9 protein-coding genes and 1 riboswitch are annotated in these 14,746 nt (G+C 63.2%); of the genes, 3 read left to right on the top strand and 6 right to left on the bottom strand.

Features of this window, described 5'->3' with window-relative positions; translation table 11 throughout:
• The first annotated feature begins 382 nt into the window (after positions 1 to 382).
• Positions 383 to 578: riboswitch (cobalamin riboswitch) on the top strand.
• Positions 579 to 618: 40 nt separating this feature from the next.
• The 3 genes from bluB to AW06_RS03895 are packed head-to-tail and all read left to right on the top strand — an operon-like array spanning position 619 to position 3,302.
• A complete protein-coding gene (gene bluB / locus AW06_RS03885; protein WP_034945863.1) occupies positions 619 to 1,380 on the top strand; it encodes a 5,6-dimethylbenzimidazole synthase in 762 nt (253 codons plus the stop codon).
• Positions 1,381 to 1,422: 42 nt separating this feature from the next.
• Complete coding sequence (gene cobO / locus AW06_RS03890) at positions 1,423 to 2,010, top strand: cob(I)yrinic acid a,c-diamide adenosyltransferase (RefSeq protein WP_034945865.1); 588 nt, start codon at positions 1,423 to 1,425, stop codon at positions 2,008 to 2,010.
• Positions 2,004 to 3,302, top strand: a complete 1,299-nt coding sequence (locus AW06_RS03895; protein WP_034945886.1) for a cobyrinate a,c-diamide synthase — start codon at positions 2,004 to 2,006, stop codon at positions 3,300 to 3,302. The genes cobO and AW06_RS03895 overlap by 7 nt, the downstream gene beginning before the upstream one ends.
• Before the next feature lie 18 nt (positions 3,303 to 3,320).
• Here the strand turns inward: AW06_RS03895 and AW06_RS03900 are convergent, their stop codons facing one another.
• From AW06_RS03900 to AW06_RS03925, 6 genes are all read right to left on the bottom strand, one after another.
• Positions 3,321 to 4,526: a DUF3322 domain-containing protein gene (locus tag AW06_RS03900; RefSeq protein ID WP_034945888.1), complete on the bottom strand. Its 1,206-nt coding sequence runs from the start codon at positions 4,524 to 4,526 to the stop codon at positions 3,321 to 3,323.
• The gene (locus tag AW06_RS03905; RefSeq protein WP_034945891.1) at positions 4,523 to 7,915 is read right to left on the bottom strand and encodes an SbcC/MukB-like Walker B domain-containing protein; all 3,393 of its coding nucleotides are present in this window, start codon (positions 7,913 to 7,915) and stop codon (positions 4,523 to 4,525) included. Before AW06_RS03905 ends, AW06_RS03900 begins: the two co-directional genes overlap by 4 nt.
• Positions 7,908 to 8,585: a DUF4194 domain-containing protein gene (locus tag AW06_RS03910; protein WP_138677628.1), complete on the bottom strand. Its 678-nt coding sequence runs from the start codon at positions 8,583 to 8,585 to the stop codon at positions 7,908 to 7,910. The genes AW06_RS03905 and AW06_RS03910 overlap by 8 nt, the downstream gene beginning before the upstream one ends.
• A gap of 23 nt (positions 8,586 to 8,608) precedes the next feature.
• Complete coding sequence (locus tag AW06_RS03915; protein ID WP_034945952.1) at positions 8,609 to 10,057, bottom strand: DUF3375 domain-containing protein; 1,449 nt, start codon at positions 10,055 to 10,057, stop codon at positions 8,609 to 8,611.
• A 95-nt stretch (positions 10,058 to 10,152) separates the two neighbouring features.
• Positions 10,153 to 13,434, bottom strand: coding sequence for a DUF499 domain-containing protein (locus AW06_RS03920; protein WP_034945897.1), 3,282 nt, complete (start codon positions 13,432 to 13,434; stop codon positions 10,153 to 10,155).
• Positions 13,435 to 13,439: 5 nt separating this feature from the next.
• Complete coding sequence (locus tag AW06_RS03925) at positions 13,440 to 14,708, bottom strand: ATP-binding protein (RefSeq protein ID WP_034945900.1); 1,269 nt, start codon at positions 14,706 to 14,708, stop codon at positions 13,440 to 13,442.
• Positions 14,709 to 14,746: the final 38 nt, after the last annotated feature.

The following is a 14,746-nucleotide window of genomic DNA, read 5'->3' on the forward strand; positions in this document are numbered from 1 at the left end:
GCGCCTTGATCCAGACCCGAGCAAGGCACCACCCCACCGACAGGAAGGCGCCCAATACAAAGTGGGCCGCGTCTACGAAGAACACGGCTCACTGACCCTGTTCCGCATGAGCCAAACGCAGTTCGAGGTCTTTTGTTAAACGCTTCCTGGACCTCTGGATCCGCCTTGGCCGACAGGGTGCCGGTCGTTAAGCGTTTCATCCCGCCCTTCTCTTCAAGAAAAGCCGTACCTGGGTCGGCGAGCGACTCAAGCCCGTCAGCTCTCTGATCGCCTCAATCGCCTCATTTATCGAAGCGGGCGGATGCGCCTGAAGCAAGTCGAAACCGAATGGGGATGAAAAATCTGCGCGCTTATGGCACCATCAGCGATGTCTGAATGATTTCAGGCAGAGGAGTCTCCGGGTGCTGGTCAGCCTTGCTGACCAGAGAATCGGGAAGGCGGTGCCAATCCGCCACGTGCCCAGCGCTGTAAGGAGGACGTTCGCCGCAGAAGGCCACTGGTAGGGGAAACCCCGGCCGGGAAGGCGCGGCAACGGTTGAGTCCGAGTCAGAAGACCGGCCAGGAGACGCAATACGGCTGCACGGCCAGGCAGTCCGTGTCTTTCCAGAAGGGGAATCCATGGAAAACTTGAAGGTGCCGCTGACGCATGCTTTTGCCGATGCCGAACGAGCAGCGGTGTACCAGGCGATCTTCAGTCGCCGCGATGTACGCGGGCAGTTTCTTCCCGAACCGGTGCCTGACGCCGTGTTGGGCCGCATCCTGATGGCCGCGCACCATGCGCCCTCGGTCGGCTTCATGCAACCCTGGAACTTCCAGTTGATCCGTTCCGAAGCGGTCAAACGGCGGGTCCATGGTCTCTTTGAACAGGCCAACGCCGAAGCCGCGCAGATGTTTCCCGACGCCCGGAGGGAAATCTACAGTCGGTTGAAACTGCAGGGCATCGTCGACGCGCCGATCAATCTCTGTGTCAGCTGTGACCGCACACGCAGTGGACCGGTCGTCCTTGGCCGGACGCACATGCCGACGATGGATTTGTTCAGCAGCGTCTGTGCGGTGCAGAATCTGTGGCTGGCTGCCCGGGCCGAAGGCGTCGGCGTCGGCTGGGTCAGCATCTTCCACGAACAGGCTTTGCAGGCAGCCCTCGGCATCCCCGCCCATATCGTTCCGGTGGCCTACCTGTGCATCGGCTATGTTTCCCATTTCAAGGACAAGCCTGAACTCGAACAGGCCGGCTGGTTGCCACGCCTGCCGATCGCCGACCTCATCCATTACGAGCAGTGGGGAGCGACCGATGCCGCCGGCGACGATCCCCTGACCGCGACGCTGGTCGCCATGCAGGCCGACATCCAGCAGCAGGGCGTCTATCCGCATCAATCCTGACGCCCTGCTTGAAGCTTCGTTGCCAACCGGAAAGACCCCCTGATGATCACCCATGAACAACGGATGCAGAAGAAAAAAGAGCTTGTTGACCGGAAGATTGCCGCGGCAGAGGTCGAACGTGGCGTGCTGGTGGTCAATACCGGCAATGGCAAGGGCAAGTCGACCGCCGCTTTCGGCGTAGTCGCGCGCGCCCTGGGGCACCACATGCGGGTGGCGGTCGTGCAGTTTGTCAAGGGTCGTTCGGATTGCGGTGAAGAAACCTTTTTCCGGGCGCAGCCGGGAGTTGCCTGGCATGTCGGCGGCGAAGGCTTTACCTGGGAAACCCAGGACAGGGAGCGCGATGCCGCGGCTGCCCGGCTGGCCTGGGAGGTCGCTTGCGGGCACCTCGGCGACCCCGGCGTCGGACTTGTCGTGCTCGACGAAATGACTTACGCCTTCAAATACGGCTGGCTGGACCTCGAAGCCGTCCTGGCCGTGCTGCGCAGCCGCCCAGCCCGACAACACGTCATCGTCACCGGCCGGGCGGCACCGCAGGCACTGCGCGACGCAGCCGATACGGTCAGCGACATGGGCATGGAAAAGCATGCCTTCCAGAGCGGGGTCAAAGCCATGCCGGGACTCGAATGGTGATCACCAGCCGGGTGGTTGACTGCCCTGCCCTGCTCGTCGCCGCGCCGGCCTCCGGACAGGGCAAGACGACCATGGTCGCCGCCCTTGCTCGCCTGCATGCCCGCCAGGGACGGCGGGTGACGGTCTTCAAGTGCGGGCCGGATTTCCTCGATCCACAAATCCATGCGGTAGCCAGCGGGCGGCCCTGCCAGAACCTCGACCTCGGCATGTGCGGTGAAAGCGATGCCCGCTGGCGGCTGGCACGCGCCGCCGCAGATTCCGACCTGATCCTGATCGAAGGCGTGATGGGCTTGTTCGACGGCCAGCCATCGGCAGCCGACCTGGCCGTCCTCTTCGGCATTCCGGTGCTGACCCTGATCGATGCGCGGGCGATGGCCCAGACTTTCGGAGCTATCGCCCACGGGCTGGCCCACTACCGGCCGGGCCTGCCGTTCGCCGGCGTCCTGGCCAACCGGGTCGGCAGCAGCCGTCACGCCGACCTGCTGCGCGACAGCCTGCCCGCCGGTATCGCCTGGTTCGGGGCCCTGCCGCGCACCGACGATTCCTTGCCGGAGCGCCACCTGGGGCTGTGGCAGGCGGCAGAAGTGGGCGATCTGGCAGCACGCCTGGATCTCCTCGCTGATGCCTTGGCAGCCACGACCGCGGTCGACCTGCCGCCGACGGTCAATTTCGCCACCGCGCCGGCCCCGGTCGTGCCGCCACGTCTGGCTGGCCAGTGTATTGCCGTGGCCCGCGATACCGCCTACGGTTTCATTTACCCGGCCAACCTCGAAACCTTGCAGCAACTCGGCGTCACGCTGCGCTTCTTCTCGCCGCTGGCTGGCGAGCCGCTGCCGGCCTGCGACGCGGTCTGGCTGCCGGGAGGTTACCCCGAACTGCACGCGCCGACTCTGGCACAGAACACCGCGCTATGGACTGCCTTGCGTAGCCACGTCAAAGCCGGTCAACCGGTGCTCGCCGAGTGTGGCGGCATGATGAGCCTGTTCGAATCGGTGACCGACAAGGCGGGCGTCAGTCATGCCTTCGCCGGGTTGCTGCCAGGTCGTGCCATCATGCAGCAGCGCCTGACGGCGCTCGGCATGCAGTCCGTCGTCCTGCCCGAAGGCCGTCTCCAGGGCCATACCTTTCATTATTCAAAGAGTGAAACGCCCCTGCCGCCGCTCTGTCACGCGCAAACGCCCGATGGCCGGGCCGGCGAGGCAATCTACCGTCAGGGTCGCCTGACCGCCTCCTACGTCCATCTCTATTTCCCTTCCAATCCGATGGCAGTGGCGGCGCTATTCAGTCCGTGAACTGAACTGGTCTTATCGTCAGGGGCATGGACTGGCGCCGCGGCGCCCCTGCAGAAGCTGTTCAAGGCGATCGCCCAGCCAATGGAAGCCAATGTGTTCCTGCTCCAGCCGCAGCCTCGCACGGATGCGGTTGTCACGCAGTTCGTCGTAGAGCGCACTCTCTTCGGGCGTCAGTCTGTGCAGGTCCACCAACAGCGGCTTGTCCTCGCAGCCCCAGACTGGGGCATGCGCATCCAGGGTCTCCCGGTCCATCAGGAACGACTCGACGTGACCAAAGTAGCCACGCAGCTGATCCAGGATGCCAAAACCATGGGTATCGATGTCGCCCCAGTAATGGATCGAGCAGTTCTGCAACCAATGACTGCGGGCCAGCGCATCCCAACCGTAACCCGCGCCAAAAATAACCATGGCATCACGCACCTGCGGGAATGCCAGGAAGTTGGTTTCATTCTCGGTGATGAACATGCGCCGCGCAGCGAATTCCATACGGCTGAAGTTTTCGGCATCCAGGGTCACGTCGGGGCATACCGAGCCAGGGACTGCATGATTCGCCGGATCAAGCACGCGAAAGCGAATGCGCGCCGGCTTTTCCAGAAACCCGTAACGGGCGGCAAACTGGCCGACGCCCGTCTTGCCGAGGTCTACAGCGTCCACGGGCAGCGCCAAATCGAGCAACTCGGCGAGCACGCCGCGATGTGCTTCGATGAATTTGCTGTGCACGCCCGGCAGGTCCACCTGCCGCAAATAAATGCCGGGGCGAGGATGCTCGACGAGCCAGGCCACGACTGCCAGCAATCGGGGCCATTCGGCGGACAGTGCCAGTGCCTGCAGGGGGCGCTTTTCCAGCCAGGGCAGCAAGGCGGGGTGTGTTTGCCGGGTTGCCGAGACCTGTGCCGAAAAGCGAGCCCACTCGCGGCGCTTGCCCAGCCAGGTCAACACCTCCTCCAGGGTTTGGATGCAGGCGGTCGCAGGCAGTTTTTGCACCCCCTGAACGCGGTGACGAACCTCCTGCCATTCGAGAGACACGGAATCCGTGGCCGCCAATTCAGCAGCCCAGGCGCGAACGGCCTCAAAGCGATCCGTGATGTCGGCCGAACTCGGGGACTTGAGCGTCAGGCGCAAAGGAAAGCGAGCATTGCCCGTCACCGCGTCGCGCAGGAGTTCACCGCGCTCCCACAGTCGCGCCAGTTGTGCCTTCAATTCCTTCGCGCCAGTCCACGTCACTGCGCCAACACCTGGGTGGTTTGCAAAGCCATCATCGCCTTCTGCACCCGATATTCTTCAATCGACAGATTACGGAGCCTGGAGGCTCGCCCGCCCTCGTTGTGCACAAACCCGACGCTGGATACGTACGGTTCGATGATGTGAATCTTCTGCAGCGGCGTCACGATGAGCAGTTGCAGATTGAGCTGCCGGAACAGTTTCAGGCCGTATTGCGTGGATTCATCCGAACCACGACCAAAAGCCTCGTCGATCACCACGAAACGGAAAGACCGCGAGCGCACCGCGCCCCATTCCAGTCCGAACTGGTACGCCAGACTGGCAGCCAGGATGGTGTACGCCAGCTTCTCTTTCTGCCCTCCCGACTTGCCGCCAGAATCCGAGTAGTGCTCGTGCTCGCTGCCGTCCTCGCGCCAACGCTCGCTGGCGGCAAACAGAAACCAGTTGCGCACGTCGCTCACTTTGGCGGTCCAGCGGCGATCCTGTTCTGACAGGCCCTCGCGCCCGCGGAAGCGGTCAATGATCGCTTTCACCTGCAGAAACTTGGCCTCGGAGTACTGGGCATCCTCCGACCCCGTCACGGCCCCCTCGGTGCATGCGCGCAACTCCTGCTGAAAGTCACGGATCTCCGCGTCCGGACTGGGCTGCGACTCGAGCACGATGTAGCGCCCCGGATTATAGTCGATCTCGCCCAACGACCTGTTGATGTGCGCGATGCGTTCCTTGATGGTTTCACGCTCGCGCGCCAGTTGGGCGTTGAAGTTGGCGATCTCGTTGATCGTGTTGACGTTGAGCAGTTCCTTGAAACGCGCCACAAAGCGCGGCAGGTCGTCCCGGTTCAGTTGCGTCAGCAGATTCTCGTACTCAAAGGCCGCTTCCAGGCTGGCATCGATCTCGGCGGTTTCAAGCTTGAACGCCTCCTTGAAGGACGCCATGGCCTTGATGATTCTCTCGGCCAGCCGATTCATGCTCCTGGTTTCGTTGTCGATCCGGGTTTGCAACCAGCCGCGCACGTCCTGCTCGCGGTTGTCGCAGGATTCCACGGTCAGTTGATGCTCGCCCAGGGCCTCTGCGCGCATGACTTCGAGGGTCGCTGCCAGCGCTTCATCCACGACCGCGCCGGCAAGCAGCCGCTCGGTCTGTTGTCGAAGTTCCTGGGCATCCGAGCGGCGCTGTTCCAGCTTGGCCCGCTTCTCGCGCGAACCTTGCAGCTCCGTGCCAGTGTCCTTTTGCGCCCTCTGCAACTCGCGCAGGTTTTCGTTGAGCTGCTTGAGGACATCTGATGCCGACTCCAGCCGGCTCCGTTCGTCCGTCAGTTGAGCAATCTCGCTGGCCACGCTGGCCCAGTCCAGTTCCTCGAATGCAGTGAATTCTTCAAGGCGAATCAACGCGTCGAGGCGGCTGGTCAGTCCGTTGCGTTCCTTCTGAATTTCACCGATCCGGCTGCCGACGTCGCCCAGCTGCGTTTCAAGCTGACGGCGCCTGCTTTCCAGTGCGGCGATCTTGGCGCTGTTGCTCCAGCCCAGGACATAACGGCTCCGGTCATCGATGCGGTGGCGGTCGTCCTTTTCGTGTCGGCCGCTCGGGTCCTTGATCTGGCCCGCGCGGGTGATGGCCCGCGCCTCCCGACGGAACTGTTCTTGCGTGGCGCAGCAGACCACATCGAAACGATGGGCAAGCTCACGTTCCAGCCAGTCGTAATGCGGGGAATCAGGCTTGATGGCCAGCTTGCGGAGCAGCGAATCCCGGTGCAGATCGGGCAATTCGCCAGCCTTGCGCGGCCGCACATGGAAATACACCAGGCGGCCGCGCAGATGGGCAGCATCCACCCATTCGGCCACGACCTTGTAATGGGCATCGGGCACCAATAGCGCCAGGCCAAATCCCCGCAGCAGACGTTCGGCCGCGCCCTCCCAATCGCGCTCTTCGACGCGCACCTGGATCAGCTCGCCGGCAAAGGGCATCTCATCGACATCGATGTCCAACGCCGCACAGAGCGCGGCGCGGATCTGGATCTGCGGATCATCAATGTTGCTGCGGCGGCGCTTGAGGCTTTCGATTTCGGTGCTTTGCCGATCGTGTTCCTGCTTGCCCTGACGCAAGGTCACGCCGTGTTCGGTGAGGGCGTTCTGTAGATCGGCCTCACGATTGCGCGCTTCCTCCCGCCAGCTTTGATACTTGCCCCGCTGCGCGGCGAAGGTGGAGATATCCACCGCCACGGGCTCGCCCAACACGCTGGCCAACTCCTGGTAGCGCTCGGCCTTGGCCTTGCGCCCATCCCGCAGCAGTTCTCTCTTGCGAATCTCGGCGGCAAGACGTTCCAGTCGGTCACCGCCGTTGTCGTTGATCGCCTGCTTCAGCTCATCGACCTGGCGGCCTTGCTCCTCATGGATGAGCTCGAGCCGTCGTCGCTGACCATCCACACGATCCCATTCTTCGGCCAGCAGACCCAGCCGCTTGTCGATCAGGCCCAGCTTCAGGCCGGCAAAATGGGAGCGAAGGCTTTCCCGGCACCCGCGCAGGGCTTCGACTTCGGCCACCAGCGTACTGTGGCGGCCACAGTCGGCAACCAGGGGGGTGAGCCGTTCGACCTGCTGCCGGGTTTTCAGCACCGCCTGATGGGCGCGGTTGAGATCGTCGAAGTGCCCGATCAAGGCCTGAATGCGCGGGGCCACCTCGAAGGGTTCCAACATATGGTTGCGAACGAAATCGGTCAGGTTGCCCACCGACTTCATCGAGACCGTCTGGTGAAACAGCTCCAGCGCCTGCTCGTTGTCGATACCGAAACGGCGGCGAAACCAGGCCGCATAGGGTGGAAAGCTGTCGCTCAGCTCGGCACCCAGCCTACGCAGTCTTTTGCGCAACTGGGCAAGGTCCGAGCCGAAATGAGAAAAATCGGCGGCAATCGACAGCCCGCGTTCGGCACCCAGAAAGAAGCGCGCCGGTTGCCCCTGCGCGTCCTTCATCCAGAACACCTGCGCCAGCGTCACCGTCTGGTCATAGCCGGCGTTGTGGAACACGCCCAGGATGACCGAGTAACTATTCTGGTCGCGCAGCGATACCGGCCTGGCCGCGCCTGTGACTTCGTTGCGCTCGGATTTGTAGTGACCGAGCACATAGGAGCGCAAGGTTCGTTCCTTGCTGTCCGCGCCCGCCGCCTTGTTGTAGGTGATCCGGTTTGCTGGCACCAGCAAGGTGGTGATGGCATCCACCAGCGTCGATTTGCCCGAGCCGATATCCCCGGTGAGCAGGCCATTCTTGCCATCCAGTTGCAGCGTCCACACCCGTCTGTCGAAGGTGCCCCAGTTGAACACCTCCAGACGGGTCAGACGAAAGCCCGACAGCGTGTCATCTGCCACGAAGTCCAGGCCCAGCGATGGCGGCTCATTCATGGCCGGTCTCCTCCCTGGCCGGGGTCACGCCCGCCAGTTGTGACTGGTAACTGGCCAGACGCGCATCGAATTCGGCCAGCCATTGAGCATCGACGAAGGCCTTCAGGATGCGCCGCACCTCGTAGCTCGTCGCGCCAGCCGAAGCACCACTGGCAGCCTTGAGCTTGTGCAGGAACCCAAGCTCGACCACCTTGTTGATCGTGGTCTCGATCTGGTCGATCAGCCTGGCTTCATTCGGACCATCGGGCAGGAACACCCGCACCAGTTCCACGATGTCGTCACGACTGAGTACCAGGCGTGTATCACCGCCCCCTGCGTCGAATTCGGCCAGTTTCTTGCGCAACAACGCAAGTAACAGACTCACCGGAAAGGACAGGGGCCGGCGCGCCACCAGACGCGGCAAGCGGGGTGCGGAGTCGTCATCGGCAGGCTCCGGCCGGCTTCTGAGAAAGGCATGGCCTTCTGCCTCGTCCAGCACCAGATCAAGGTTCAGTACCGCCGCATAGTCACGCACCTGGACCTGCAGATTCAATAGTGCCGCCCATTGACGCTCATCGCCATCACGATACAGCACGCTTTTGAGCAGGCTGATCAGCAACACCGACAAATCCGCAACGGGCGCGGGCGCCGCGGCGCGTGCTTCGTCGCTTCCTGAATGTTGTTCTTCCATCCCTCGCCCCATCCTGTTGTGCTTCAGCGCATGAAAAGCACGCGTGGCAGGCGCGCGATGCGGGTGATTTCCTGACCATCGGTTGCCCACGACTGCCAGCGGATGGGTTCTGGCGTGTCCTCATCGACCACCGTACTGAATGTCCCGCTGCCCAGTTGCAGGTAGGCCACCAATTCGGCCAGCCCCTGTTGCAAGGGTTGGGTAAGCACCAGCTCGCTCAGCGTGATCTGCGCCCGGTCCTGCAAGGCGTGGCGGATGTGGCGTGTCAGGCGCGCTTTGTCCACGACCACCTGATCGAACAGTACCGAGGGATCGATGTCCTGATCGCCCGCCTGCAAGGCCAGGTCGGCAATGACCGGCTTCGTTGCCGGCGTGAACAGGGGGCGCTCCATCGCCAGCTCGATGTCGGCTCGCGCCTCGGCCATCTCCATCACCGTGCCGGCCGGTGGTGACCCGCGCAGGGCCAGCGCCTTGCTCTCGATACCGTGCAGGATGTCCATGATCCGGCGGTTCTCCAGCCAGGCCCGATCATCGAGAAAGCGCCGCAACTGCTGCGACAAGGCGGCCACCGTGCGCTGGGTATGCTCGCCCGCTTCCATCCAGTCATAATGGACGCGGCGCATTCTGCTGTCGGGTTTCAGATCCGTCACGGCGGGAAGCTGAAGCACGCGATCCAGCAGTTCGGTCAATTCCTCCTGCCGGCGGCTGGACAGCAGAAAGTCCCAGAACGCCCGGAAACTCTTGCCCTGATCGGAATCGGCAATCGCCTCGCGCTCGCCCATGATCTCTTCGAGCAGCGCACCCTTGCTGCCTTCCCACAGGGCAATGCGTTCCCGCACGCGCCGGTCGAGCTGGCGGAAGTTGTGCTCCACCTCGCGAAAATCCGTCAGCAATTCGCGCGCGCCCTGCATGAATTGCTGAAAGCGATCCTTCAGCGCCGTGTCGTCCAGCAGCGGCACATCGCCCGACAGCACCCGCGCCATCTCGGCGTCGATGTCATCGCGCTTCCTGTGCAACTCGGCGACGCGTCTGGCCGGGTCGGCCTCGCTGCCCTCGCTCATCTGCTTGAGCAGATCAAACAGCGTCAGCAAGCGCGACTCGGTGCCAATGAACTGCCGCTCGGAGAGTTGTGCCAGCCAGGCAATGGCCTTTTCGGTCGCGGGCGTCAGGTCAAATTGCGCCTCGTCCGTGCCAGGCTTGTAGAACTTGCGCAGCCAGCCCTTGTCGGGTGCGGCCCAGTCGTTCAGATAGTCCGGTGCCGGCTTTGGAAAGGCGGTTTCACCCAAGTGCAGGCGCAGCGCATACAGCTCATCTTCCAGCGCCTCGGCCAGATCCGCCGCCGCCATCACGCGCACATTGGGGGCCACGAACACGCGTTGCAGGAAGCTCGCCACCAGCGGCGCATGATCCGAACGCAGCAGCCGCCACGCCGGGTGGTGCGTGCGCAGGGCGTCGAGGGTAGCAAAGTCCAAAGCATTCACTCTTGTTTCTTCGGCCGGGTGCCGCGCTGCCTGCCCTGCTCAATCAATTTTTCCATTTCTCTTACCCGTCCATCTGCGCAGAATTACTACTCTGCCTTCCAGCCCGCCTTGATCTGCCCAAGGATTACGTTCACCTGGTCCACGACGGCTTGGTCGACCTGGCCTTGTTCACCGATTTCCAATGTCACGCGTATGCGCAAAGGCTGACCAGCAGTCGCCTCACGCAGCGCGTCGATATTGTCAGCAAGGTCCTGCACCTCATGGGTCTGCAGCTCGGCACTGGCGATCTTCGAGCCATAGTGTTTGCCTGGCGGCGGCTGTTTGGCTTCGCTCTTGCGTACGCGAACCTTGACAGCCGAAGCTCCTCCCAGATCGCAAGGCCATGCTCCGGAGTCCAGGGTACGCTCGATGAGACCGAGCCGGAAAGCCTCGTCCAGGGCATGCGCGACCCGTGACCAGGGCAATGGCTTCCCGGCTGTTGACGACAACGCAGCGTGGATCAGGTGCGCGTTGCTCTCATCTCCCGGCCATGCAGCGGCGAGCTGGGCTGGCAGAACGTCGCCGCTGGAAACCAGAGGCGGCGGAGAGAACAGCTGCGCGGACTCGTTGACAAATCCTGGCGGTACGTCTTCGGACAGCACACTGATCATTCCGTTGACCAGCCACACGCGACCGCTCTTCACCGCGCTGGCTGTGGCGTCTGCAATCGCCTGCGGTGTCGCGGCCGGGATCAGCAGATTCTCTGTGTAGCCCCCCTTGTCGATCGCAACGAAGTGCTTCCCCGAAAAATACACGCCAAGATCGGATAGCCTGATCGGCTCCTTCTCCCACAGCGTCGGCAGCTTGCCGGGCGCCATCAGTTGCGGGTCGATCTCGGTGAGCGTGGCGGCATCCGAGAGAACGACTTCCAGGCTGCTATCCTGTACCGCCGTGTCGTCAGGGCGGATCTTCCAGAACGTGCGTGTGGACTTGTCCGCACGCGTCACGCGCAGCACGAATTCACCGGCCTCACAGCCCTGAAGCAGGGTTTCCAGAATCGCCGATCGGTTCAGCATCTTCGGCAGCCTGGCTGTGGCGGCAAAGGCACCCACCAGGTCCTTCACGAAGCGTGCCCTGTCGCCCGCACTCCACAAATCGAACGGACCGCCGGGCAGCAGCGCCTCCGCATTGACGGCGGAGCTTTCGATCCGCAGGCGCTTGTCGGCCACCATCTTCGGGAACAGGGGTTCGTTATCCACGTTGATGCGGTAAGCAGCCACCTCGTTGGCGTCATTGACCGTCACGGCCATGCTGTAGGCCATGACGATCTGCGACACCATCTCGCCCCGTGCGGCGCGCAGATTGCCCTCCAGGCGCGTCGTTGCGGCGGTGTCGATGTCACTGCGCTCCTTCAGCATCTCCCGAACCTTCTCCCATCCGAGCAGGTCGCGTACCTTCTCGCGGGCAACGTCCATGCCCTCCTTCGACGGCACGGCCAGCACCACGGCGTTGCGGTTCTGAGCGCGTGGCTTCTCTGGTGAGGTAGTCTCGTCGACGAAGCGCTTCGCTTCAGCGCTCGGCCTACCGCTGGAAGCCGCCTTCGGGCCCAGAACGGCGTAGTGGAACTCACCATCGTCCTCGATGTCCGCCGGCCTTGCCGGAAGAACATGCACCTTCGCACCCGCGCCGCGCGCGCCCTCGGTCAGCTTGCCCGCGCCGCGAATCTCTTTCTCCATCACCTCGTCGACCAGCGTTGCACTCACGTTCTGGCGGGCATCGTGGTGCATCTGCTTGAGGTTCGGCTTCGAACCCAGTCGCCAGACCTTGGGCAAGCCGCCTTCACGGTCCAACGTGAAGGTGTCGTCCAGATACCAGGACGCATCGGACCAGCGTGCGAGACCCTTGTCCAGCTCGATGCGATCCGGAGAGCCGACTCCCACCAGCATCTTCAGGTCACGACTCGTTGCCCGCTGTCCGATCGGCTGCGAGTGCAGGAAGGTCGCCATCACCGCCTGTTCGATCTCGCGGTGCTGGACGCCCAGCAGAGCCTCCTGAGCCTTGCGAGCGTGCACAAGTTCGGCCTCGAGAATGGCGGTCCAGTTCTGGCGCCGTCCCTCGTACTGTTCCAGTTGGGCAATGCTCGCCATCTCGCGTGCTGCCACACCCATGCCTTCGACCTTCGGGTCGACCAGGAACACTTGCGCGCCGATGATCGGCATCTGGTCCCACTTCACCGCGTCGCGCAAGGCTGAGGCCAGCGTTTTCAGAATTCCGCGCGTCTGCTGGAACCCTTCCAATTGCGTCCACTTCTGGTACAGCGTTTCGATCAGCGCCGGGTGGAAGGGGTACGATTCGGTGTAGCGCTTCTCTTCGGCGGCGCGATTCTTGGCCGTGTAGTCATCGATGGCTTGCACGCCGTTCAACGCGCTGAACACCTGGCTCGGCCACTGCGAGCGGTCGGTGTAGCTTTCGAGCTTGAGCAGGCGGCGGCGCAGGATCTCCGGCACATCCTGGCTTTCGACCGGCTGGATGCCCTCGTCGGCCAGCCGCTTGAACTCGTCGTAGAGCTCCTTGCTGATCTGTTTGCCGAGCTCGTCCATCTTGTTGGTGTCGGATGCCAGCAGTGAGGCCACCAAGCAGCACCGGGGCACCTTGGCGACAGCCTGGGTGAGGCTGTGCAGGAACTCGCGCATGCGCCCGAGCCATGCGCGATCGATGTCAGCCATCACGCGAACGAACCACAAGACCTCGTCGAAAAGGATCAGCACGCCCGAGCCATCCTTGCGGGCCAGTTGCAGCAGGTCCTCCATTACGCCGGTGGCAGGTGGGCTCGTGCGCTCGGTGCCGTCGTCCTTGAGCAGCTGCAAACCAGCCTGGCCGGCGAGCTGCCAGGCGATCGCGCTCCAGGGCATCTTGATGGTCGCCACACTGCCGTCGGGCGCGGTGACTTCCATACCTTTTTCCGCATCCAGCCGGTCGAACACCACCGAAGCCACGTGTGCCTTGGGCAAGCCCCCTTCAAGCGCACAGTGCGCCTTGAACTGCTGCACCGCCGGGATATCAGGCAAGGTTGCAGGATCACGCACCAGATGTACCAGCGTGATCAGCGAGTGCGTCTTGCCGCCGCCGAAGGTCATGTGCAGTTGGCGGACGGCCTTTTCGGATTTGCCGGACAGGCGATGCGTGACGTCCCGCGCCAGGTCGCGCAGCTTGACCGTCGGGTAGGTGAGCGCGAAGAACTCTTTCGCATCGTGGTACACGCCGGGGTTGCGGCCCATCACCACGTCGTACAGGTCGGCGGCAAACTGCTTTTGCGACAGTTCCTGACGGGTGATCTCGTCGCGCAACTGCACGACCTGGTGCCAGGGTTTGGTGGTGGTCTTGGCCATGTTTTTCACTCCTCGATGGCCGCCGCGTAGAGGGTCAGCCACAGCTCGCTGTCGTCGATAACGCGATATTCAGGCTCTCTGCCGGACAGCTTTCGGCTACGAGCAAGGATGATCGGTACGCCCTCACCGCGCCGGTCCATGAAGGTAGCCCGATCGGTCTTCAGCCCTGGAATGCTTTCAGGAACCGTGCAACGCGCCAGCAGGCTCGCCAGCGTTTCGTTGCGCGCGCACTGACGATACGGCAGGCTCTCCGGTTCCAGCGTGTTCGGCAATCCGCCAGGCGAGCACAACTCGAGCCGGTCGGCAAACAGGCGCAAGCGAATCTTTGCGCCGTGAATCGAATAGTCACGGTGCGCCACTGCGTTGACCATCGCCTCGAACACGGCCGTCATGTCGTACTGCGGCAGGTCTTCGCGGCCGATGCGCTTGCGCGCGCGCACCTTCATGTTGCGCGCAACAAATCGGCAAGCATCGGCGACTTGTTGGTCCAACGGTCCGCCCATGTCCTGGGCGTCGAGCTGGTACAGCCCGCCATCATCTGCCGGCACCGCTGTCATACCGCGATAGGCCACCGCCTGAATCCAGGCATTAGGCAAGAACTGCTGCGGCCGCGGGCAGGCCATGAGCAGACCGCTGACCGTCGGATGCCAGACGCCACCTTCGTCGCGGCGAGCAAGGCCGAGCTTGTGCAGGAGCACGGTCTGCCGCTCGCGTGACTGCGCCGGCGCAAAGCGACGCCACAGTGTCGTGTCGAGAGACTGGATGCGCGCGGCGGCGACGAGTTCCTCGTCGAAGCGAACGATCCCCGTTTGGCTGCGCAGTTGAAACAGACGCGCGAGTTGCTCGGAACGCAATGGTCGGCGCGTGCTGCCCGAGCGCGCCAGATAACCTGCGGGACTGCGGTGCACGAACAGACTGCGCGGTATTTCCACCGCCAGTACAGCGCGCTCGGCGCCAGTCTCGTCGGGCAGCCACAGGCGCTCGATGTGCGGCAGCAAGGGGGGATCGACCAGATCGTGGCACGCAGCCTGCGCGTACTGCTCGACCCGATCCAGATCACCGGGTTCAAACCCGACGACGCGTCGCGTCCCGTCTTCCACGCCGAGCACGCAAGTGCCCCCGCGCGCGTTCGCGAAGGCCGCCAACTCGTCGGCCAGGCCATCGCGGTGCGGCGCCACGACGCGCCCGCCCTCGATGCGCACTTCCTTCAATTCGAGCACGGAGTCTTCGCCCAAAAGGATGCGACGCAGCAGTTGTTGTGGATCGATCGGCATGGCTACCCTCTCAAACGGTCATGACTTTGCAAGACGCC

It is taken from the genome of Candidatus Accumulibacter cognatus, from assembly GCF_000584975.1.
GTDB lineage: Bacteria > Pseudomonadota > Gammaproteobacteria > Burkholderiales > Rhodocyclaceae > Accumulibacter > Accumulibacter cognatus.

Coding starts and splice junctions, on each gene's coding strand:
- AW06_RS03910 (WP_138677628.1), bottom strand. CDS start 8,585: ATGGAAGAACAACATTCAGGAAGCGACGAAGCACGCGCCGCGGCGCCC.
- AW06_RS03905 (WP_034945891.1), bottom strand. CDS start 7,915: ATGAATGAGCCGCCATCGCTGGGCCTGGACTTCGTGGCAGATGACACG.
- AW06_RS03920 (WP_034945897.1), bottom strand. CDS start 13,434: ATGGCCAAGACCACCACCAAACCCTGGCACCAGGTCGTGCAGTTGCGC.
- bluB (WP_034945863.1), top strand. CDS start 619: ATGGAAAACTTGAAGGTGCCGCTGACGCATGCTTTTGCCGATGCCGAA.
- cobO (WP_034945865.1), top strand. CDS start 1,423: ATGATCACCCATGAACAACGGATGCAGAAGAAAAAAGAGCTTGTTGAC.
- AW06_RS03895 (WP_034945886.1), top strand. CDS start 2,004: ATGGTGATCACCAGCCGGGTGGTTGACTGCCCTGCCCTGCTCGTCGCC.
- AW06_RS03925 (WP_034945900.1), bottom strand. CDS start 14,708: ATGCCGATCGATCCACAACAACTGCTGCGTCGCATCCTTTTGGGCGAA.